We start from the raw sequence: 21,061 nt of genomic DNA on the forward strand, positions 1-21,061 counted from the left end.
TGACAGTACCCAGGCGCCTCAGCGCCGACAATTCACCTCACCTGGTCTGTGCACAACCGGCTGGCGGGCTAGCCCGGGGATTCGCCATAGTGTGCCCCCAAGCTCGCCAGCACAGCACTTTTCGTGCGATCAAGCTCGTGGGCGGTGGCGACGATGGTTGCGATCTCGCGCTGCTTGGCGAGCAGGAAATTCTGAAACTCACGCGCCCCCAGCGGGGTATCGAGGGCGAGCGAATCCTGGCCTGCCACAGCGCCATCGATCTCTGCACCGATCGCATCGAGGCGACGGACACTGTCGCGCATTACCGTGTGCGCACGGGTGAGCGCCTCCGCCAGCGCACGGTCGGCCTCGCCGAGCACGTCGTGTTGGCGCGCCAGCTCGGCTTGCCGCGCCCGAATCGCGGCTAGCGCGGATCCGGCCTGCTCAGACCTGGGTTCGCCGCCGTTCATAGCGGCCGCCGGATTTGCACATGGTTACCCAATGGGCTGATCCGCACCGAGGCGCCCGCGTGCGGCGCCTCGACCACCAGATTGTTGCCGATCGCCAGCTGCACGTGGCCCGGATGCGGGAAGACCAAATCGCCGGGCCGTATCTGCGAGCGCGACACCACGATCCCGTCGTTGATCTGCTGGTAGGTGGTGCGGTCCAAGTGCACGCCCGCCTGCGCGTAGGCCCATTGGACCAGCCCAGAGCAGTCGAACCGGTCCGGGCCGGTAGCCCCCCAAACGTAGGGGCGGCCCAGCCGCGACAACGCCGCTCGCACCGCGATTCCGGCGCGCCCGCTGATCGGCGACAACCGCTGCCTCGACCCATGGTGGTGCAGCATCCGGTACCGCAGCAGGCGCAAGGCGGCCAACCGGCGCCGCGCCCGTCGGTGCGCCCACAGAACATGCGCGCGTTGGGCACGCAGCCGGCCCACCCGGCGACGGATGGCCTCACGCTGGGCCAACGGCGTCACCGGCGGTGCCACACAATCGGCCCGAGCCTGGTTCACGACGTTGCCGGTCAACTCCCGGGCCTGCTCGCGATCCCGGTGCGCATCGGCAATCACCGCGGCAACCGCCGCATCGGTTCTTGTCGCAGCCGCTAGGACTTCCCGGCCACGTGCTGCCCTGAACCCATAGCGGGGTTGATCCGTCGCGGGGTTGGGCAGGGTGGCGCGCCACAGCGGCTCCGCACCCGGTTGGGGGTGCACGTCCCGCATCCGGTGATCGCCAGTGCCGACGAACATCTGATGGGCGCGAAGCAACGCATCGACTTCGGTGGGAATCATCGTTGCCCCTCGCCGTCGTCGCAGCCGCGATCCTGCTGTTGGGAGGACTCCGTGGATCCATCGACGAAGGCGCGAATCCGGGGGAGCGCTCCGGGCGGGATGACCCCCCTGTTGCGGATATCCCACAGTTCGTCACTATCGACACCGATCAGTGCCGCGATGACCGCGTCCGGTAACTGCGATTGCGCGCACGCCCGGTCGAAGCGCGCGCTCAAGCTCGCCGGCATCCGCTCGAGCAGGGCGGTGCGCGTTGCCTCCAGCGCCTCCAGGTGCTCCATGAGTCGGGCGCTGGACTCCGAGCCGGCGTTGACCGCCACCCGCCATGAGCTGGCGGCCAGCATCTCGGCCTTCACGCACTGAGCGACCACAGAGAGAATATACGTCTCATATTCGTTTGATGTGCTCGCCGGCAATCTATCGATGACCGACCTGAGGGCATCCAGCTGGGCTTCGGCGTATCCCTCCAGCACATCGGTGTCACTGTGGCGGTCGACCACCACCACGCCGGGGCGGCGAGGCGAGGCCGTCTCGGTCGGCCGGGCAGCGAGCAGCCGGGCTAGTTCCGCCTCCGGATCGGCGGCGACCAGCAGCCGCGAGTAGGTGCCCGGCGGCAAACCGAGGCCGTTTTCTACCTTCTGAACTGTGCCTTTGTGCGGCTTGCGGGCACCTCGTTCCAGATAGCTGAGGCCCATGATGCTGACACCGGTCGCGGCCGCGAGGTCGGCCAGTGACCAATCGTGTGACTCACGCAAGGCACGGATAGCCGCACCGGCCGATTCACGGCTCACCGCTAGCTCCGGCCATAGCCGGGATATTACACAGACCGGTACGACACCCTGTGTATATACGTTTTTGTCACGCTTCTCTTGCCGGGATCGCACATCTTCGTATACGCGTTCGCATACGTTTTAGCGGGGAAGGAGACCGGCTGATGTCCAACCCTTGCGCCACCAACCCGGAACTGTGGTTCGGCTACCCCGACGACGACAGTGGCGACGGTGCCACCAAGGCCCGCGCCTATGAGCGCTCCGCCACCGAAGCGCGGATTCAGTGCCTGCGCCGGTGCCCGCTGGCCCAGCAACGTCTGTGCGCCGAACGTGCCGTCAAGCACCGCGAGGAGTACGGGGTGTGGGCTGGGGTCAAGCTGCCCGGGGGCCAGTACCGCAAGCGCGGACAGCTGGCTGAGGCTCATGACGTCTTGCGCCGAATCGCGGCGGGGGAGATCAATGCCCGACAGCTCCCGGAAAACACCGCCCTGCTGGCGCGCAACGAACGCGATGCCGTCCCCGTGACCGCGGTGGTGTGGCATTTGCCGGTCACACAGGTGGGCCCCCAAACAGCGGCCTAGCCCCACCGGTGGGGCCGCGTCGTGATCACGCGCTACCTGGTGCGGCCCGGTCGCCGAACCGGCGTAGGGTCGCGGTAGCTCGCCCGAGCACACCCGCGACGAAGGGTGCACCAATGAGCAACCTGGAGACCGCACCAGCGGAGGTAGCCTGCTGCGCCGCACACGGTGCCGGTATCGAGGTGCTGCATCCGCGGGAAGTGCCGCTGGGTGGGCCGCGTGCAATCCGGGTGCAACGCACCCTTCCGCAGCGGCAACGTTCCCTGATCGGCGCCTGGTGTTTCGTCGACCACTATGGCCCGGTCTCGGCCCACATGGATGTGGCGCCCCACCCGCACACCGGACTGCAGACGGTCAGCTGGCTGTTCAGTGGGGAAGTGGAGCACCGGGACAGCGCGGGGGTCCATGCCCGGATCCGCCCCGGCGAGCTGAACCTGATGACCGCGGGCGCGGGCATCTGTCACTCCGAGGTGTCGGTGGGTAGCGGCGTGCTACATGGCGCCCAACTGTGGGTGGCCCTGCCCGATTCCGCCCGCGACACCGGGCGCGACTTTGCTCACTACGCGCCGGCACCGGCGGTACTCCCCGGTGCGCGAGCGCGGGTGTTCATCGGCGAGCTGGCCGGCTTGCGGTCGCCGGTACATACCTTCACGCCGCTACTTGGCGCCCAGCTCGACCTGGACGCCCATGCCGAGCTGGATATCGAAGTCGACCCGACATTCGAACACGGGGTGCTGTGCGATGTCGGCGATCTCGAATTGGCTGGGACCGCGCTGGCGGCAGGCGATCTGGGCTACCAGGGCCCGGATAACACCACCGTGCACGTGCGCAACGTCGGGGCACAGCCGGCGCGACTACTGCTGTTGGGCGGCACACCGTTTGCCGAAGAATTGGTGATGTGGTGGAACTTCGTCGGGCGCAACCACAACGAGATCGTGAGCTATCGCCAACTGTGGCAGGACGCCGACGCGCGCTTCGGTGAGGTTGTCGGCTACCAGGGTTCGGTCACGCGACTGCCCGCCCCGCCCCTGCCCACCACCCGGCTGCTGCCCAGACCGCTACCGAACCGAGAGGACCATCGATGACTGCCGACAAGACCGGCGCGCAGACCACCATCACCGCCGAGGCGGGCAAGTACACGATCGCGGTCGAAGGACAAACCGTCGGACTCGCCACCTACATCGACCGCGGCGATCAGCGCGTCTTCGACCACACCGAAGTCGATCCGGCGTTCGGCGGACGGGGCCTGGCGACCATCCTCGTGGAGGAAGCCCTGCAAGACGCACGAGCCGCGGGCAAGCGCATCGTCCCGGTGTGCTCCATGGTCGTTACGGTCCTCGACAAGCATCCCGAATACGACGCGATCACCGACCCCGTTTAACGGGACAGCTCAGGCGTCCTCGATGTTGGGGCGCGGGCGAATTGCGTCCCCACCGGAGAATGGGCGATGCAGCTGCTGATGCCCATAGACACCCTCGGTGTAGGCCGTCTCCGCGTGCTGGCTGAAGTCGACACCGCTGACCTCTTCCTCGCGGCTTACCCGGAACCCCATCAACCGCTCGATCAGCGCGGCCAACAAATAGCTCACCGTGAACGCGTAGAGCGCCACCACCACCATCGCCAATGCCTGCTTGCCGAGCTGGCCCAGCCCACCGCCGTAGAACAGACCCCGCGCGCCGTCGGTCATCACCGCGGTGGCCAGCAACCCGATCAGCAGGACGCCCACCACACCACCGATGAAGTGCACACCCACCACGTCGAGCGAGTCGTCGTAGTTGAGTTTGAACTTCACCGTGATCGCGAACGCGCAGACAGTCCCGGCCGCCAACCCGACCAGGGCCGCACCCAGGGTGTTCACCGTGCCACACGACGGCGTGATCGCCACCAGACCCGCCACCACGCCCGAGGCGGCACCGAACGTGGTCGGCTTGCCGTCGCGGATCTGCTCGACTGCCAGCCAGCCCAACATCCCCAGGCACCCGGCGACCAGGGTGTTGAGGAAGATCGCCGAGGCCAGCCCATTGGCCGCCAACGCCGAACCGGCATTGAACCCAAACCAGCCGAACCACAGCAGTCCCACACCCAGCAGCACGAACGGCAGATTGTGCGGGCGCATCGGATCAACCTTGAACCCGATGCGTCGACCCAGCACCAGCGCCAGGGCAAGGGCCGAGGAACCCGAGACGATCTCGACGACCAGCCCGCCCGCGTAGTCGAGCACTCCCATCTTCGCCAGCCAGCCGCTGGGCGCCCACACCCAGTGCGCCACAACCGAGTACACCGCGATCGACCAGACGGGTACGAAAACCATCCAGGCCGCGAACTTGGCCCGATCCGCGATAGCGCCGCTGACCAGGGCGGCGGTGATGATCGGAAAGCTCAGCTGAAAGGTCGCGAACAGCAACTCGGGAACCGACCCATGGACCGTCGCCGGACCGATACCGCGCATTCCGGCATGCGTCAGCCCGCCCACCAGCCCACCGGGGAAGCCAGGCGCCGCGCCGTCGGAGAACGCCAAGCTGTAACCGGCCAGCAACCATGCCACCGTGACCAGCGGTATGGAGATGAAGCTCATCATGATCATGTTGAGCACGCCGGTGGTGCGCACCATGCCGCCGTAGAAGATCGCCAGCCCGGGCGTCATCAGCAGCACGAGTGCGGTGCTGGCCAGCAGCCACGCGGTAGCGGCGGGATCGATATCCAACTCGGGGCTCCTTCGATAGTCAGCAGCCACGAGAATATCGGCGCGATGTTTCCGATAGACGCTAGACGGCGGATCTCGGCATAGTCAGCCGCCGCAAACCGAGCCCCGGCCGCGGTGCAATATCCGTGTATGACGTCGTTCCTGTGGGACCAGCACACGTGTCTGCCACTACAGACCGACACCTCGGTCGAACCGCTGATCCGGTACCACGGTCACGACATGGCGGTGTTGGTATCGGTCAACGCCGGGTATTCGCCGCACAGCTTCCGCGACACGACGACGCTGCTGGATCACTACCGCGCCGCGATCAGCGCCCACCCCGACCTGGAGCTGGCCGCCGGCGTCGGCGATGTCACCACCATCACCCGCGGCGGGCGCATCGCGGTGGTCTTCGACCTGGAGGACTCCCGCCCCCTCGACGACAACCTCGACAACCTGGCGACCCTGGCCGACCTTGGGGTGCGCACGCTGCTGCCGACCTACAACCACGCCAACCGTGCGGGCAGCGGTTGTCTGGACACCACCGATGCCGGCCTGACCGGTTGGGGACGCGCGATCGTCGCCGAGATGGACCGCGTGGGCATCGTGCCCGACGGGTCGCACTGCAGCACCCGCACCGGACTGGACATGTGTGAGGTCTCTACCGGTCCGGTGGTCTACAGCCACTCCTGCATGCGCGCGGTGTGGGATTACCCGCGCAACATCACCGACGACCAAGCACGAGCCTGCGCGGCCACCGGTGGGGTCATCGGAATCACCGGGGTCGGCATTTTCCTGGGGCCCAATACGCCCACCCTCGACGCCATGACACGGCACCTGGAATACGCCGTCGATCTGGTGGGCATCGACCACGTCGGTATCAGCAGCGACTTCTCCTTCGATCTCGCCGACTTCTACGACGAGCTGGCCCGCAACCCGGACCTATTCGATGAGAGCTACACCCGCTGGGGACCGATCCAGTGGATGGCGCCCGAAACGCTGCTCACACTCGGTGCGCACCTCGCCAACCGGGGCTGGGCCGACGATCACATCAACGCGGTGCTCGGCGCCAACTTCTATCGAGTGGCGCAACGCGTCTGGCCCACCTGACAACCCCGCCACGATTGTTCCGGCGACCACACTGATACTCGTACAATTGATTGGTCGACATCTCACCCTCCGGGCGGGATCCGGAAATGGCGTCCGCCCGACTATTCGATCCAACCGTGTTTTCGGGCAAATCCCTCGAATGCCGCCCGGATACGCACAATCTGCTCACCCGTAATTGAAGGCGTCGCCTCCAAGAGGATCTCGGTAGCCGCTTCCTTGAATTCCTGGGCCGAGAAGACATCGAAATACTCATCGGTGTCCGAGGCAGCGGCCTTGCTCCCAGCACCGGTCCTGCCGGACCCTTCCGAAGTGATCAGCACTGCCGTGGCGAACTTGCCGCGAGGACCGTCCTCGATATCAAAGGAAACCCGCGTTCCGCGTTTTGTCAAAAGCCGATCGAAATCCAAGTCATTGGCATGCAGGAAAACGTCCTCGCCACCGGAATCGGGAGCAATAAACCCATAACCACGAACGTCGTCAAAACGAACAATCCGCCCTGTACCCCTCACCGAATACCCCGTTCAACTCACTCACGAATGAATACAAACATATATCCAGAGTAATTCACCGAGTCAAGTAATCTCGCCAACGAACCCGTCCTCACCGTGCTCTGGACACCGGAAGACCGCCAGCGACCCAGCGGATCCTCAACCGTACCAGCGTAGATCCCTCCCGCCTGGAAGCCGAGCACGCGAGCCGTCGCGCCGCACCCATCCGGCCGGGATTTGCCGCATCGGACTCGCGATGGGGTGCCGATCTGGTTAGGTTGAATAACGACATCACGTCAGCACGCGCTACATCCCCATTATGGAGGCCGCTACCGAGTTCATGGGTTTATACGATTTCGTAGTCGATCGGTGGTCAGTGCTGTGGTTTCTGGCCTACCAGCACATCAGCCTGGTGAGGATAGACGCTCATCCTGGCGACGGCGATAGCCCTGATTCTCGGTGTTCTCATCTACAACTCGCCGCTGGGCGCGGCCACCGGGAACGCGGTGACCGCGGTCGGGTTGACGATTCCGTCCTACGCCCTGCTCGGTGTGCTCGTCGGGATCGTCGGCCTCGGCGTTCTGCCGTCGGTGATCATGCTGACCTTCTTTGGCGTGTTCCCCATTCTGCGCAACGTTGTGGTGGGACTGACCGGCGTCGACAAAGGCCTGGTGGAGTCGGCCCGGGGGATGGGAATGAGCCGACTGACCACGCTGGTGCGTCTGGAACTGCCGCTGGCCTGGCCGGTGATCATGACCGGTGTGCGGGTGTCCGCCCAGATGCTGATGGGCATCGCGGCCATCGTGGCCTTCGCGCTCGGTCCGGGACTGGGTGGCTACATCTTCTCGGGCATCTCCCGAATGGGTGGCGCCAACGCGACCAATTCGATCGTCGCCGCCACCATCGGCATCCTGATCCTGGCGGTCATTCTCGACACGGTGCTCAACCTCATTGCGCGTCTCACCACCCCGAGAGGAATACGTGCCTGAAGCCGCGTCCGCTGATCAACCGACCACGTCCGACGCTCCCCAGAGCAGCGGACTCCGGATTCTGCTGGATGGGGTGACCAAGCGGTACGGCGTGCGCTCCACACCCGCGGTCGACAACGTCACCTTGGAGATCGGCGCGGGCGAGATCGTCATGTTGGTAGGCCCTTCGGGTTGTGGAAAGACCACGACGATGAAGATGATCAACCGGCTGATCGAGCCCACCAGCGGGCGGATCTTCATCGGCGATGACGATGTCACCCACCGCAACCCCGATGAACTTCGACGCCACATCGGTTACGTGGTCCAGGGCGCGGGACTGTTCCCGCACCTGACGGTGGGTGACAACATCGGCATCGTTCCCCGCCTACTCAAGTGGGACAAGAACCGGGTTGCCGCCCGTATCGACGAACTGCTCGACCTGGTCAACCTCGACCCGGCCCAGTACCGCGACCGGTTCCCCCCGTGAACTCTCCGGGGGCCAGCAGCAGCGCGTCGGTGTCGCTCGCGCCCTGGCCGCCGACCCGCCGGTGCTGTTGATGGACGAGCCGTTCGGTGCGGTCGACCCGATCACCCACCAACGACTACAGGACGAGTTGTTGCGGCTGCAGGAAGAGCTGCACAAGACAATCGTCTTCGTCACCCACGACTTCGGCGAGGCCGTCAAGCTGGGTGACCGGATCGCCATCCTGACCACCGGCTCCAAGGTCGTCCAATACGACACCCCGGAACGGATCCTCGCCGAACCCGCCAACGACTTCGTCCGCGGGTTCGTCGGCGCCGGCGCAACCCTCATGCAGCTCAGCCTGACCCGGGTGCGCGACATCGACCTGCACGAGGCCGTCGTCGCGCAGGCCGGCGGCGACCCCGCCGAAGCCGTTGAACTGGCCGGATCCCTCGACCGGGAGCACGCCATCGTGCTTGACCGGCAGAATCGACCGCTGCGCTGGCTGCCCCTCGAGGAGCTGGCCAAACCCCAGGCGCTAGCACAGGTGACCCGCGATGACGACCTGGAGTGCGTCAACCTAGCATCGACCCTCAACGACGCGTTAGACGAAATGCTGACCTCGTCACACGGGGTCGTGGTCGTCACCGGCCGGCGCAATACCTATCAGGGCGTCATTAGAGTCGAGACGATCATGGAGGCAATCGCCGACATACGCGGTGCAGCGAACTCTGAGGAGCCCGAGACATGAGCGTGGCCGGCAGCGACATCAACGTCGAAGGTGCCGTCAAGGGCGGCGCCGAGGGCCAACCCACGGCCCCGACGACGCCAGGTCGGCCTAGCGTCGGGCGGTGGGCGCTGCAGCCACTCACGTGTGCCTTCGCGGTGGCCGGAGCGCTGGCCTATGTCACCGTGGCCGATGTGTCCGAGTCGGAGCGCCGCTCGCTGAGCGTGTCGCATCTGTTGCAGCTGCTGCGCGAACACCTGGTGATCAGCCTGTCGGCCACGGTGCTCACGTGTGTGGTGGCGATTCCGGTGGGAATCGCGTTGACGCGAGGGTCGATGCGGCGCTATTCGAAGCCGATCATCACCGTCGCCGGTTTCGGTCAGGCCGCGCCGGCCATCGGCCTGATCGCGCTGGGGGCGGTCGTGTTCGGGATCGGTCAGCTCGGCGCGATCGTTGCCCTCACCGTCTACGGCGCGATGCCCATCATCGCCAACACCGTCACCGGACTCGACAGCGTGGATCGCCGGATCGTCGAAGCCGCCCGGGGAATGGGTTTGTCAGCGTTCTCGACGCTGCGTCGTGTCGAACTGCCGTTGTCGCTACCGGTCATCGTCGCCGGCGTTCGGACAGCCTTGGTGCTGATTGTCGGGACGGCGGCGCTGGCGTCGTTCACCGGCGGCGGGGGATTGGGGCAGCTGATCACCACCGGCATCAAGCTGCAACAGCCGGTGACCCTGATCGTCGGCGCAATTCTGGTGGCGGCACTGGCGTTGTTCATCGACTGGCTGGCTCGCCTCATCGAGATGGTGGCCGCACCGAGGGGACTGTGAATCACATGCTCGCAGCGGTCCACCGATGGAGTAAATGTCGGCGCGCGCGACGGCTGGCGTTCGCGGCGCTGGCGGTGCTGTGCGTGGGCCTGGTGGCCAGCTGCGGGCTGCGCTCGGCGACCGGTGCGGTGCTGGAAGCCAAACCCGGCCTCATCCGCCACTATCAGTCCTTGGAGGGCGTGCCCATCACCGTCGCGGCCAAGGATTTCACCGAGCAGCTGATCCTCGGCAACATGCTCTCGATCGTCCTGCATGCCGCGGGCGCTAGGGTCACCAACCTCAGCAACACGCCCGGCAGCTTCGGGGTCCGGCGGGCGTTGCTCACCGGCGAGGCGAACATCGCGCCGGAGTACACCGGTACCGGCTGGATCAACTACCTCGGCCATGAGAACCCGATCAAGGGCGCAAAGCAGCAATGGGAAGCCGTCAACGCCGCCGATCAGGTCAACGGCCTGACCTGGTTGCCGCCGGCGCCGATGAACAACACCTACACGTTGGCCATCCGCGAGTCCGAAGCCGAACGACTCGGGGTGACCAAGCTTTCCGACCTCAAGAAGCTGCCCCGCTCCGCGCTCACGTTCTGTATCGAAAGCGAATTCGCAAGCCGCAACGACGGTTTCGTGCCGATGCTGCACGCCTACGGGCTTGATCTCGAGGATCTGGCGAAGATCACCACGTTGGACACCGGGGTCGTCTACAGCGCCACGGCACAAGGGGAATGCAATTTCGGCGAAGTGTTCACCACCGACGGCCGGATCCCCGCGCTGCATCTGCGTCTCCTCGAAGACGACAAGCACTTCTTCCCGCTGTACAACCTCACCGAGGTTGTCGATACCTCGCTGATCGATGATCACCCCGAACTTCGGGAGATCTTTGCGCAGCTCAATCCGAGGCTCACCAACGACACGATGAGGGAATTGAACGCCCAGGTGGACAACGATGGCCGGGACCCGGCCATCGTTGCCAAAGACTGGCTGCTGCAACAGAAGCTGCTCACCTAGCGGCCTGGGTCAGACGTCCGGTCTCACCCGCCCGCAGCGACGACGAGGGTCAATTCGTTTCCGCTGCGCTCCACCTGCATGCCGGCCCTGCGGGCGACCGCAGCGACCGCGGACGCATCGGTGGGCTCGGCCCGCGTCGTCGCCAGAATGCGGGCCAGCCGACCCTTGTATGCCTTGTTGAAATGGGTGACCACGGTCCGTCGGCCGTCGGGATGCTCGGCGAGGACCTTGACGTGGATCGCGCCGGATGTTGGTCCCAGCGCTACATAGGAGCCGGAGCGCAGATCGACGATCAGGTCTTGGGCCGCCAACTCCGCGAGCAACGGCTCCAGCAGGGGCTTCCACCGGGCGGCCAAGGTGGGTTTCGCCGGGAGCTTGGAAGTAGCGGAAAGCCGGTAGGCGGGCACCTGATCGTCGGCGCGCAACAGCCCGAACAATGCCGAACCAATGGCCAGCCGAGCGCGGGCGCGCTTTGCCTCGGCGCCGCGCAGCGAATCGACATCCAACGCGTCGTAGAGGACACCGGTGTAGCGGCGCAGCGCCGGCAGCGTCGGCGCGGTACGCAGCGCGGCGTTGCGCTCGATCTCGGCATTCTGGGACGGCGAGACCCCCAGGGCTGTTCTGCACGCCGGCGGGTCGGCCGCGAGATCGACGAGTTCGCCGACCAGCGCGGCCCGCAGTGCATCCAGTCCCGGGTTGGCGAGTTTTTCGAGTCGCAGTGGGGGGCCATCACCCCCACCCCGCTTGGTCTCCGACGGCGGTAGCAGCACAATCACGGATGCAGACGATAGTCGGCCGTGATTTCGCCGGATTGGTACACGCGGTGCTCGCGGCGATCGGGGGGCTTGCCGGAACCGGCAATCCGCCCAACCCGCCCAGGTAGGCGAGTCTTCGTCGGCCTGGTAGCCACCGGCCGCTAGTCTGCCTAGTGGCCGTCATCGGCAAACGAAGGGCCTACAGAGTGCGCGTCGAGTCAGCAACGTTCTTGATTGTCGGCGGCTCATCCGGAATCGGTCGCAGCGTCGCGGAGCGGGCTGCGCGCCGGGGCGCCACCGTGGCGGTGACGGCCCGGCGTACCGACCGGCTGGCCAGCCTCGCCGCGGCCATCGCGGAGATGGGTGGCAGCTGTTCGATCCACCCGGCCGATGCCACCGATCCGGTTGCCGCACAGTCGGTTGTCGCCGACGTACTCGAGCGCCACGGCAAGATCGATGTGGTATTGTTCAATGCCGGCGGTGCTCCTGCGCTTGATCTGACCCGGCTTGACGCTGCTGACATCACAAGCGTCATGGACGCCAACTACGACGTCGCGGTCAACTATCTCGTTCCGGTGTTGCGGCACATGACCGAGCGCGGGACCGGCGTGATCGCACACACCAACTCGTTGGCCGGTTGGTACGCCGTACCGCTGCAGGGGCCTTACTCGGCGGCGAAGGCCGCATTGAGGGTGCTGTTCGACGCCTATCGGATTGAGTATGCCGGCAGCGGTGTGCGATTCGTGTCCATCTATCCGGGATTCGTTGCCACGGAGGCCACCGAGGGTGACGGAATGCCCGCACCCGGCGAAATCTATGAACAGGAAGCTGCAGAGCACGTTCTACGCGCACTATCTTCTGGCCGAGAGTCCTATTCGTTCCCGCGAGCCATGAGCACACTCGTCGGTCTGGGTCGTTTGCTTCCGACAACGTTGCGCCGCAAAGTGATCAAGAAGGTCGTCACCTCGGCGTAGGTACCGCGACCGCAGTCGTTGGGATCGAGCTGTGGGCCGACCATCACGACGAGCCCCAACGCTGGGCCCGGTTTGCGACAACTGGCTTTGAACCACGCCAAACCCGGATATCTTTCTGCCCGCAAGGATCTGCTCACTGCCGAACCTCTAGAACTGAGACAGGCAAGTAGGAATCCGAATTGGGTAAGAATCTCTGTCGGGACTGCTGGTCTGCTCGACCGCAGGCGTCAACGTCGCTTACGTCCTTCGGCGGTTTTGGCGATGGGTTGGGTGGTACAGGCTGGGGCAGCCTGAATAGCCCTCCACCTGGCCTCGATTTAGACTCGCGCAAGTGGGACCGGATGAACTGCAGGTCGTACTTGGTCAGGTAGGGGTCACGGCGGGTCAATGGCATGGCCTTGGTGCCCAACTCGCCGCCGGTACAACGCCGCCGGCGTTCGGCCCGCCATTCCGAGCCACTACGGCGGCGGTAAGTGGTATCAACGCAGCAATCGGCGGCGCGGCGGCGGCATTCGTCGGACGAACTCAAGCCACCGCCGCCGGTGAGATGGCCGCCGTGACGCAGGTGACGGTGGTATAGATGCCGGCCACCTTGTCGCAAGTCCGGGCATGGAGCACCGAACACCTCGTCGATGCGGCCGGCTTCTGGACCAAGACCGCCGATCAGTGGGAAGACGTGTTCCTGCAGATGCGCAACCAGTCCTATGCCATCGCATGGCAAGGCGCCGGCGGTGACGCACTGCGGGAACGAACCAGCGCCGACCTGCCCATCGATAGCGCAAAAGCCGACCAGCTACGCCAGGCAGCAATGATTGCACGCAACGGCGTCAGCGACATCAGCGCAGTACAACGAAGATTCCTGTATGCCGTCGAGGGCGCCCAGAACGCAGGATTCACTGTCGGAGAAGACTTATCCGTCACCGACACCCGTACTAGCGCTACGGCCGCAGAGCAGGCCGCTCGTCAAGCACAGGCAGAAGGATTCGCGGGTGACATCCGTACTCGCGCCATACAACTAGAGGGGGCAGATCTAAAAGTTGCGGGTGAGCTGACCACCGCCACGGCTCATCTGGGAACCGTCGTGTTTACACCATCACCGAATCCGTCGGTTGATCAGCATGGTGACGGGGATCGTCGATCTACAGGTGATGACGAGGGCAACATTCGTGCCGTTGATTACGTCACTGGGGATGAAGTGCCCCAACGGCCACCGGAGGGGCCGGTGGCGCCGTTGCCGGACCCGTCGGCCACCCGATGGAACGGCCCGCCACCGGCGGGTGAAGCCGAAAGGACCGGCTACTGGGGGGTTGACCTCAGCCGCCCGTCCCCGGACGGTAGCGCGCTGCCTGCTCCGGCGCCCTACCGGTCTGCCCCACCTCCGTGCTCGTTCCTCGAGGGTGCCCCGTCAGGGGTGCTCACCGTGGATGGGCAGTCCGCGCAGTACAACGACGGTGTCGGCTTCGAGATGCAGAACGCCTACAAGTTCCGCATCTCTGGCACGGAGTTCACTGGTCAAACGCAAATGGTGCAGCTCGGCGACACGTGGTATCAAGCCCAGTGGCAACACTACTCATACGAGATGAACAAAATTCCGGTCATTTCTGGGTCTGGGCAGATTCCGGCGCTGCAACTGCCGATCATGAGCGAGGCCAACCAATGGACGCCGGTGAGCCTCGGCCAGATCGTGCAGGAAAGTGGCATGTATCCAAGCGGCACCTTCTACCTACCAAACGCCTTCGGGGATCCCCTGCAAGTCGTCGGCGGAACGCTCGAACTTGACACCCCGGTCGTTCCGGTCATGACTAGTGGCAGTTAGCAGACGCGCCGCGATCGGCGGCTTGGTGACGGCATTAGTCATCTGCATAGCAGCAGCGTCGTGGCTACTGCTGCAACATAATTCGACCAAAGCCGCGGACTGCCGCACCGTTCACGACATGCTGACGCACTCGACCAGCGACGTGCAGCAACTGACCGCATTGACGCTGGCCAACCCAGACGATCCGCAGGTAGCGATCACCGCATACAGCAAGCGTGTGCAGACTATGAGGGACTATGCCAACAACATCAATGAGGCAAGCCTATGGGGGAAAGCTCTGCACCTGGTCGAGCTGGACGCGACTATTGTTGAATTATGGAGTCAGACCGTAAGCCACCCACCGCCGACCGGCATCGATCAGGGCCAGATAAGTAGAGTTGAAGAGCAATTCGTGCAGGCCTACCAGCGCTACAACGATGAACACGATCGCACCGCTGCCGAGCTGCTAGCCAAATGCCCGAGGCAGGATGACTGAAATAGTTGCCGCCGTCGGCTGTTTCATGCTGATGGCCTTGTTTATTGCGGCCACTCTCTGGTACTTCAAACGGATCCGCGACGGCCGCGCCGACCCGGTTATCAACCCGAGCTGGCCGACCATGATGCGACCAACCAGCCCGCCCCCACCGTTGCACGATCCCGACACCGATTGAGACACACCGAGCAGGAACCTCCTGACGAATGACCGCCCGCGATAGCCGCAGGATGGTATACAGCCACTTCTGCGCATTGTTACGTCGCTTGCGTCCGGCGGCCGGGGTGTCGAGGTGTTCCTCTGAAACGAGGCATCCCGGATTAGCCAAGCCGGTCGATTTCATCGGCGGTATCGATGCACCGGGTAGTTCCGTGGGGCACCGCCAGGGTGGGGACACTGTGTGAACAACTCCGACGCAGACGTGCGCGCTGGCCAAGCCGAGTAGGCGAATCGGGCTTTGGTGATGTTTCAGCCGCGCTAGATAAGGCTCGGCACTCTGCCCTGCAACGTACTGCGGACCAGCTGCCGGACTGACGCAGAAAAAGGCCGCGCCCAGAAATCTGGATCGGGGCCTTCTACCTGCGGTCACACGAGTCGGACTCCTGCAATGAGATCTTCAGTTCACAGTTTTGAGGCGCCCGGTAGCCACCCGTGCGTGCCAAGTATCGAGGACAAACTCTGTGACGGTGACCGTTGCATTGAGCGCCAATCGAGCGTGCCTCGCAAGAGCCACGCTCCGGGTCGACTGCCCATGGCCAATTCCTAGCTCGTTGCGCAGTTCGGCCAAGGACTAGACAGTGGTGACGAGCGTGCGCAAGATCTGTTGCGCAGACTCACTTCCCTTAGCACTCTGGGGAACCGAATCTGCCTTCAACTCAAGCAGATCGGCGACGTGCCGATAGAGCTGGGGAATATCCTCCCGCTGCCCGTACGCCACACCAGTGTCCGTGGCCATGAAAAAGTAGCCACTGGTGGCCAAGTCGAGGTATCCAGTTTTGGCCAGATAAAAGTATCCACCCCGTGTTCGTCGTGTCGATCAGGAACTGTGGTCCCCGATGGTGACGGTGAAGGCGCCAACCAATGGCCATCACCACCGGGGAGTTCCATTGAAGTCTGTGAAGGACCGCATGGACATCATTTCTGCCGATCAACAGCTCGGGTCGTACCGGGCCGCCGCCGACGCGTGCGGCACCACGCATCGCACCGTCAAGAAGATCATCGACAAATTCGAGGCCGACCAGGCCGGCATACCGCCGGCACGGCGGGCCGAACGAGGGCACAACTACGATTCGGTGGCCGAGCTGGTCGCCGAACGTGTCGAGAAATCTGGAGGCCGGATCTCGGCCAAGCGGCTGCTGCCGATCGCCCGCACCGCAGGCTACCAAGGCTCGGATCGCAACTTCCGGCGTCTTGTTGCCGAGGCGAAGACGTTGTGGCGCAGCGCCAATCACTGCGGGCGCCGTCCAGCGGTATGGTCACCAGGGCAGTACCTGGTGATCGACTGGGCCCAAGCGGCACCGGGATTGTTCCTGTTCTGCGCGGTGCTGGCATTCTCCCGGTGGCGATTCGTGCGTTTCGCCGCCGACCAGAAGGCCTCGACCACGCTGGCGTTGATCGCCGAAACCCTGTCGGCGATCGGCGGGTCCCGGCGTGGGTGCTGGCTGATCGGATGGCCTGCCTCAAAGGCGGGTAGTCGCCAATGTGGTCGTCCCGACCCCGGATTACATCCGACTGGCCACCCATTACGGGTTCGCCCCGGACTTCTGTCACGCCAACGACCCACAATCCAAGGGCATCGTGGAGAACCTGTGCGGCTATGCCCAACGCGACCTGGCGGTGCCGCTGCTGACCCAGTCCGCTGTCGACGGCGTGCCGATCGACATCCGGGCCGCCAACGCCGCTGCGGCGGCGTGGTGCGACGAGGTCAATGCCCTGGCGCACTCGGAGATTCAGGCGATTCCCGACGAACGGTTGGTCTCCGAACGCCAAGTACTGCAACCACTTCCATCGTTGCGCTTACAGATCGGGGCGCCCACGGTGCTGCGCAAGGTCGACCGACTCTCCTGTGTGCGCTACGGCTCGGCCCGCTACTCGGTACCCACCCGGCTGATCGGCACCACCGTGGCAGTGGTGGTCGATCACGGCGCGGTCTGCCTGGTCGAACCGGCTACCGGGATGATCGTGGCCGAACACGAACTGGTCGCCCCAGACTCAGCGTCGATCCTCGATGAGCACTACGACGGGCCAAGGCTGGCACCGAGTCGGGGCCCGCGGCCCAAGACCAGCGTGGAGAAGCAGTTCTGCGCCCTCGGCGCGGACGCCGAGGCATTCCTCGTCGGCGCCGCGGCGATCGGCAACACCCGCCTAGGGCGTGTCTGCTTAATGTGAATGGTGTTTTGGCTGATGCTGTTTGGGTGATGCGGACGCATGCGATTTCTGATGATTTGTGGTCGCTGATCGTGGCGGTGTTGCCTGCGGGGCGGCGGCGTGGCCGGCCGTGGAACGATCATCGACGTACTCTGGAGGGCATTATCTGGCGTTACCGTACGGGATCTCCGTGGTGTGACCTGCCCGAGCACTTCGGTCCCTGGCAATCGGTGGCCGAGAGGCATCTACGCTGGTCGGTCGATGGCATCTACGCGCGGATCTTCGCGGCGATCGCCTCTGACCTCGACGCCGAGGACGCCGACCTGGGCGCACTGTTGTCGGTCGATTCGACCAGTGTGCGCGCCCACCAACACGCAGCCGGAGCGCCCCGGGCGCCGCACAGGGGGATCTGTCGAATTACAAGAAATATCTCGATGAGCCCGATGACCACGCCATTGGGCGTTCCCGCGGCGGGCTGACTACCAAGATCCACGCCTTGACCGACCAGCTGTGCAGTCCGGTCACCCTGGCACTGTCGGCCGGTCAAGCCGGTGATAATCCGATGCTTTGGCCATTGCTGGCCGCCCGGTGCAGCAACTCATACGCCCCGTTTCACCTGCTGGCGGACAAGGCGTACTCCCATGATTCGACGCGGGCACAGCTGCGCCGGCTCAAGATCGCCCATACCATCCCCGAGCGCAGCGACCAGATCACCCGCCGCAAAGCCAAAGGCCGCAACAGAGGACGGCCTCCGGGGTTCTCAGGCCGAATCTACAAGCACCGCAACACCGTCGAGCGAAGCTTCAACCGGCTCAAACACTGGCGCGCGGTCGCCACCTGCTACGACAAATACGCCCTGACCTACCTCGGCGGTGTCACCCTGGCCGCCATCATCACCTACCACCGCGTCCGCAATTAGCAGACAGGACCTAGCGCACTCGGGGGTGTGGGGCCCGCGCCCAGGGGGGCGGTCAAGGGGATGGCGGCGCTGGCGCCCCCGTCGAGTGCGGCGGGTTTGACGGTGGGGCCGGTAGCGAGTGTGGCCGCGGCGCGGGCGGCTTCAGTGGTGTCGGGGGTTACGGCGGGTGGTGGGGTGAACGGCATCGTCGGCATCGGTGGTGTGCCGGTGAAGGGCAGTGTGGGGTCCCCGCCAGGCGGTAGCGGTGGTAGCGGGGGTGGGGGTTTGGGGTCGTTGTGGGTGGGGGCTGCCGGTGGTCGGGGTGGTTGCACGGGCTCGGTGATTGTCCTGTTGGCGTATCCGGTCAGCACTTCCTCGGATTTCTTCTGACATTGCGCGTAGACCTTCATAAACGGTTTTTTATCGGGCACCCTGGGGTCACGAAGGACTTCTTCTAGCGTGGTGATATCCGCCAATGCCGGGTGTTGGCCAATGGCCCAGTGGTGGGCTTGTTCGAGGCCTGAGGCTTGTTTGGCCATCGTGGTACTCAACCGCGCCATCAGGCGCAGCCAGTCCCGGTGTTGATCGAATGCGGCCTGCACCGCGGTGGCCGCTTCACCTTCCCAATTCTCGAAGTCACGGAACCGGCCCAGGGCCTGCTGAATTGCCAGGTTGTAGGCATTCCAGTCATGGGCGAACTGCTTAAGCGATACACCCTGGTCGGGCTTGTTGAGGTTGATCGCGGCCAGTTTGACACCGGTATATGGAGACGGAGGCGCTGCTGGCGCGGTGGGGGTGTCGGCTAGCGCGGGCAGGGGCAGGTCCGTACCCGCGGGTATCGGCGGTGCTCCGATGCCGTGGCCGTCGGTGCCCAAAGCCGTTGCCGCGCCTTCGTCGATCTGTTCGTAGGCCTTGGCCGCATCCCTCATGAACTGCGCAAGCCGTTGCCGCGCTTGGGCGCCCGACTGCAGATAGGCACGCATGCTCGCGGCCGACAACGCCAACTGCGTGGCCCCCGCAACCGCCGGGTCCAGGGCGCACGCGGCCAACACCGCACCGCCGGGCGGATCAGCGATCGGGGCTTCCACCTCGGTGGCCCTGGCCACGATCTCGCTGGGATCCACCGCCAGCATCCACGGCTGCGACATGCCGAAACTCCTTCATCGTGCTATAGCTATAATCGTCGCTGAATTCGATGGTCCGCGCACCAAATTCCGGCACGATTATTTCAGAACTACCTTCTGAAATAAACCAGAATTAGATTCCAGGACATAAATCAGAACAACCTTCTGGGATAAAGCAGAATTGGCTTCTGGAATATGCTGCAGAAAGAACCTTGTATAAAACTTTGAAATAAACTATAACTTAGTTGCGCACAGCCATCTGGCAGCGGCTTTCCCCGGTGCGTGAAACGTTCGCGTTGAAGTGCCGAAGCCTTCACGGGCACCGCCGGCGCGCTTATTCCGCAAGTCGAATATCGCGGCGCTGGCGCATGCCATCGAGAACATATCGGAACAACGAGGTAGGGATAACGATGTTGTGGCACTCAATGCCACCGGAACTCAACACTGCGCGGCTGATGGTTGGCGCCGGAGCGGCGCCAATGTTGGCCGCCGCGATGGGATGGGAGGCATGGGCCGCGGCTTTGGACGCTCAGGCCGCCGAGGTGTCTGTGCGCTTGAACTCGCTCGGCGAGGCATGGACCGGAGCGGGCAGCGACAAGGCCATCGCCGCTGCCACGCCGATGGTGACTTGGCTGGCAACCGCCTCAGCGCAGGCCAAGATCAGGGCGAGCAAGGCTACCGCACAGGCCGCGGCCTACACCCAAGCGATGGCCGAGACCCCGTCGTTGCCAGAGATCGCGCAAAATCACGTCACCACCGCAGCGCTTACCGCGACCAACTTCTTCGGCATCAACACGGTGCCGATCGCGGTCAACGAGACCGACTACTTCGTGCGGATGTGGAACCAGGCCGCCGCGGCGATGGACCGCTACCAGGCCGAAACGATCATCAACACCATCTTCGACAAGCTTGAACCGATGAAACCGATCCTGGCGTCGGTGGGCCGATTCGTGACGAACGGACTGGATCAGGCGGCAAGGATCGCGCCGAGCGTCGCCCTGCCCTCCAAGGAAGCGATCGGGCAAACCGCCGCCCAGGTATCGGGCATGACCAGCTCCGCGCAGCAACTCGCCCAGCTGGTGCAGCAGACGACGACGCTGTTCAGCCACACCGGCGGTGCGGGTGCGGCGGTGAGCGACGCCGAGCAAGGTACGCAGGTGGGCCTGCTGGGCGTGAGCCCGCTGTCCAACCACCCGCTAGCGGGCGGATCCGGCCCCAGCGTCGGGGCCGGATTGATCCGCGCAGACTCGATGCCCGGATCAGCAGGGTTGCTGGCCCGCACCTCGCTGATGGCCCAACTGGTCGAGAAACCCACCGCAGCAATGGCGCCGACGCCCGCAAGCGCCGCACCCTCGGCCACCGCCGGCACCGCCCCCCTGGCGCCCATGGGTCACAGCGCACCCGCTGGCAGTGGCAGCCCCCGGCCAAGACCGGCCACCCGCACGCTGGTGCTGCCCGAACTCGACGAAACCGACCCGCACGGTTGGGACGCCGGCGAGGACTGGTGAACCGCACCTAATCCGCTCGCCGCGGAACCGACTCACCCATTGCCCCAACACGTGCACCAAGTGGGGAACCAGGGTCAGGTGTGCGGGCTCCGGATGGTTTCGAACTCCCGTCGCCAAGATCGAGCAACACGACGAGAAGAAACAGCTCGGCCGAAGCGCAAAGAGCAGATCCCCGAATCCATGTCCGGTTGCCTTGTCCTGCCTGCTGTGCCGGCTCCCGGTTGACCGGCGGCGCCGCCGGAACGACGGGAATGCCCGG

At 64.7% G+C, this 21,061-nt stretch carries 19 protein-coding genes and 5 pseudogenes; 16 read left to right on the top strand and 8 right to left on the bottom strand.

What is annotated here, in order from left to right:
* Nucleotides 1-68 precede the first annotated feature (68 nt).
* From G6N41_RS03420 to G6N41_RS03430, 3 genes are read right to left on the bottom strand one after another with little or no spacing between them, the layout of a single operon-like run.
* Entirely contained in the window at nt 69-449 is a 381-nt protein-coding gene (locus G6N41_RS03420) for a DUF4226 domain-containing protein (RefSeq protein WP_198966598.1), read from the bottom strand.
* Complete coding sequence (locus tag G6N41_RS03425; RefSeq protein WP_198966599.1) at nt 446-1,273, bottom strand: C40 family peptidase; 828 nt, start codon at nt 1,271-1,273, stop codon at nt 446-448. Before G6N41_RS03425 ends, G6N41_RS03420 begins: the two co-directional genes overlap by 4 nt.
* On the bottom strand, nt 1,270-2,061 hold the full coding sequence (locus tag G6N41_RS03430) for a helix-turn-helix domain-containing protein (RefSeq protein WP_198966600.1): 792 nt from the start codon (nt 2,059-2,061) through the stop codon (nt 1,270-1,272). The genes G6N41_RS03425 and G6N41_RS03430 overlap by 4 nt, the downstream gene beginning before the upstream one ends.
* A 143-nt stretch (nt 2,062-2,204) precedes the next feature.
* On the opposite strand from G6N41_RS03430, the gene G6N41_RS03435 reads away from it, so the two are divergent.
* From G6N41_RS03435 to G6N41_RS03445, 3 genes are all read left to right on the top strand, one after another.
* Nucleotides 2,205-2,621 carry a WhiB family transcriptional regulator gene (locus G6N41_RS03435; RefSeq protein ID WP_198966601.1) on the top strand — a complete coding sequence of 139 codons (417 nt, stop codon included), beginning with the start codon at nt 2,205-2,207 and terminating at the stop codon, nt 2,619-2,621.
* Between the two features lie 113 nt (nt 2,622-2,734).
* On the top strand, nt 2,735-3,703 hold the full coding sequence (locus tag G6N41_RS03440; protein WP_020731209.1) for a pirin family protein: 969 nt from the start codon (nt 2,735-2,737) through the stop codon (nt 3,701-3,703).
* Entirely contained in the window at nt 3,700-3,999 is a 300-nt protein-coding gene (locus G6N41_RS03445) for a GNAT family N-acetyltransferase (protein ID WP_020731208.1), read from the top strand. Before G6N41_RS03440 ends, G6N41_RS03445 begins: the two co-directional genes overlap by 4 nt.
* A gap of 9 nt (nt 4,000-4,008) precedes the next feature.
* On the opposite strand, the gene G6N41_RS03450 is transcribed toward G6N41_RS03445, so the two are convergent.
* The gene (locus G6N41_RS03450) at nt 4,009-5,322 is read right to left on the bottom strand and encodes an ammonium transporter (protein ID WP_198966602.1); all 1,314 of its coding nucleotides are present in this window, start codon (nt 5,320-5,322) and stop codon (nt 4,009-4,011) included.
* A gap of 129 nt (nt 5,323-5,451) precedes the next feature.
* Between G6N41_RS03450 and G6N41_RS03455 the strand changes: the two genes are divergently transcribed.
* Nucleotides 5,452-6,411 (top strand): dipeptidase, encoded by a 960-nt coding sequence (locus tag G6N41_RS03455; protein ID WP_198966603.1) that lies wholly within the window; start codon nt 5,452-5,454, stop codon nt 6,409-6,411.
* Nucleotides 6,412-6,512: 101 nt separating this feature from the next.
* Here the strand turns inward: G6N41_RS03455 and G6N41_RS03460 are convergent, their stop codons facing one another.
* Nucleotides 6,513-6,920, bottom strand: a complete 408-nt coding sequence (locus G6N41_RS03460) for a cold-shock protein (protein ID WP_198966604.1) — start codon at nt 6,918-6,920, stop codon at nt 6,513-6,515.
* A gap of 319 nt (nt 6,921-7,239) precedes the next feature.
* Between G6N41_RS03460 and G6N41_RS03465 the strand changes: the two are divergent.
* The 4 genes and pseudogenes from G6N41_RS03465 (at nt 7,240) to G6N41_RS03480 (ending at nt 10,888) form a co-directional block, all read left to right on the top strand.
* Nucleotides 7,240-7,888 (top strand): annotated as a pseudogene (locus tag G6N41_RS03465) (ABC transporter permease).
* Nucleotides 7,881-9,081: pseudogene (locus G6N41_RS03470) on the top strand (ABC transporter ATP-binding protein). The pseudogenes G6N41_RS03465 and G6N41_RS03470 overlap by 8 nt, the downstream one beginning before the upstream one ends.
* Before the next feature lie 2 nt (nt 9,082-9,083).
* A complete protein-coding gene (locus G6N41_RS03475) occupies nt 9,084-9,887 on the top strand; it encodes an ABC transporter permease (RefSeq protein WP_407663772.1) in 804 nt (267 codons plus the stop codon).
* 5 nt (nt 9,888-9,892) lie between these two features.
* Complete coding sequence (locus G6N41_RS03480) at nt 9,893-10,888, top strand: glycine betaine ABC transporter substrate-binding protein (protein ID WP_020731203.1); 996 nt, start codon at nt 9,893-9,895, stop codon at nt 10,886-10,888.
* A gap of 23 nt (nt 10,889-10,911) precedes the next feature.
* On the opposite strand, the gene yaaA is transcribed toward G6N41_RS03480, so the two are convergent.
* On the bottom strand, nt 10,912-11,664 hold the full coding sequence (yaaA, locus tag G6N41_RS03485; RefSeq protein WP_198966605.1) for a peroxide stress protein YaaA: 753 nt from the start codon (nt 11,662-11,664) through the stop codon (nt 10,912-10,914).
* 185 nt (nt 11,665-11,849) lie between these two features.
* On the opposite strand from yaaA, the gene G6N41_RS03490 reads away from it, so the two are divergent.
* The 5 genes and pseudogenes from G6N41_RS03490 to G6N41_RS03505 all read left to right on the top strand — a co-directional run bounded on the left by G6N41_RS03490 (nt 11,850) and on the right by G6N41_RS03505 (nt 15,083).
* Nucleotides 11,850-12,617 carry an SDR family NAD(P)-dependent oxidoreductase gene (locus G6N41_RS03490; protein WP_231608802.1) on the top strand — a complete coding sequence of 256 codons (768 nt, stop codon included), beginning with the start codon at nt 11,850-11,852 and terminating at the stop codon, nt 12,615-12,617.
* Between the two features lie 331 nt (nt 12,618-12,948).
* Nucleotides 12,949-13,197 carry a hypothetical protein gene (locus tag G6N41_RS27825; protein ID WP_050674459.1) on the top strand — a complete coding sequence of 83 codons (249 nt, stop codon included), beginning with the start codon at nt 12,949-12,951 and terminating at the stop codon, nt 13,195-13,197.
* Nucleotides 13,198-13,705: pseudogene (locus G6N41_RS29885) on the top strand (hypothetical protein); the annotation flags it as partial.
* A gap of 753 nt (nt 13,706-14,458) precedes the next feature.
* Nucleotides 14,459-14,908 carry a hypothetical protein gene (locus G6N41_RS03500; RefSeq protein WP_198966607.1) on the top strand — a complete coding sequence of 150 codons (450 nt, stop codon included), beginning with the start codon at nt 14,459-14,461 and terminating at the stop codon, nt 14,906-14,908.
* A 25-nt stretch (nt 14,909-14,933) separates the two neighbouring features.
* Complete coding sequence (locus G6N41_RS03505; RefSeq protein WP_198966608.1) at nt 14,934-15,083, top strand: hypothetical protein; 150 nt, start codon at nt 14,934-14,936, stop codon at nt 15,081-15,083.
* A gap of 438 nt (nt 15,084-15,521) precedes the next feature.
* Here G6N41_RS03505 and G6N41_RS29890 read toward each other — a convergent pair whose 3' ends face one another.
* On the bottom strand, nt 15,522-15,692 hold the full coding sequence (locus G6N41_RS29890) for an abortive infection family protein (protein ID WP_198966609.1): 171 nt from the start codon (nt 15,690-15,692) through the stop codon (nt 15,522-15,524).
* A 319-nt stretch (nt 15,693-16,011) separates the two neighbouring features.
* Here G6N41_RS29890 and istA point away from each other — a divergent pair.
* Together istA and G6N41_RS03520 are read left to right on the top strand one after the other, a co-directional pair.
* Nucleotides 16,012-17,272 (top strand): annotated as a pseudogene (gene istA, locus G6N41_RS03515) (IS21 family transposase); the annotation flags it as partial.
* 47 nt (nt 17,273-17,319) lie between these two features.
* Nucleotides 17,320-18,191 (top strand): annotated as a pseudogene (locus G6N41_RS03520) (IS5 family transposase).
* Here G6N41_RS03520 and G6N41_RS03525 read toward each other — a convergent pair.
* Nucleotides 18,188-19,318 carry a PPE domain-containing protein gene (locus G6N41_RS03525; RefSeq protein ID WP_231608804.1) on the bottom strand — a complete coding sequence of 377 codons (1,131 nt, stop codon included), beginning with the start codon at nt 19,316-19,318 and terminating at the stop codon, nt 18,188-18,190. The pseudogene G6N41_RS03520 and the gene G6N41_RS03525 overlap by 4 nt on opposite strands.
* Before the next feature lie 386 nt (nt 19,319-19,704).
* On the opposite strand from G6N41_RS03525, the gene G6N41_RS03530 reads away from it, so the two are divergent.
* Complete coding sequence (locus G6N41_RS03530; RefSeq protein ID WP_198966610.1) at nt 19,705-20,802, top strand: PPE family protein; 1,098 nt, start codon at nt 19,705-19,707, stop codon at nt 20,800-20,802.
* Nucleotides 20,803-21,061 lie beyond the last annotated feature (259 nt).

Origin of the sequence: Mycobacterium shottsii, from assembly GCF_010728525.1 — a bacterium.
GTDB lineage: Bacteria > Actinomycetota > Actinomycetes > Mycobacteriales > Mycobacteriaceae > Mycobacterium > Mycobacterium marinum.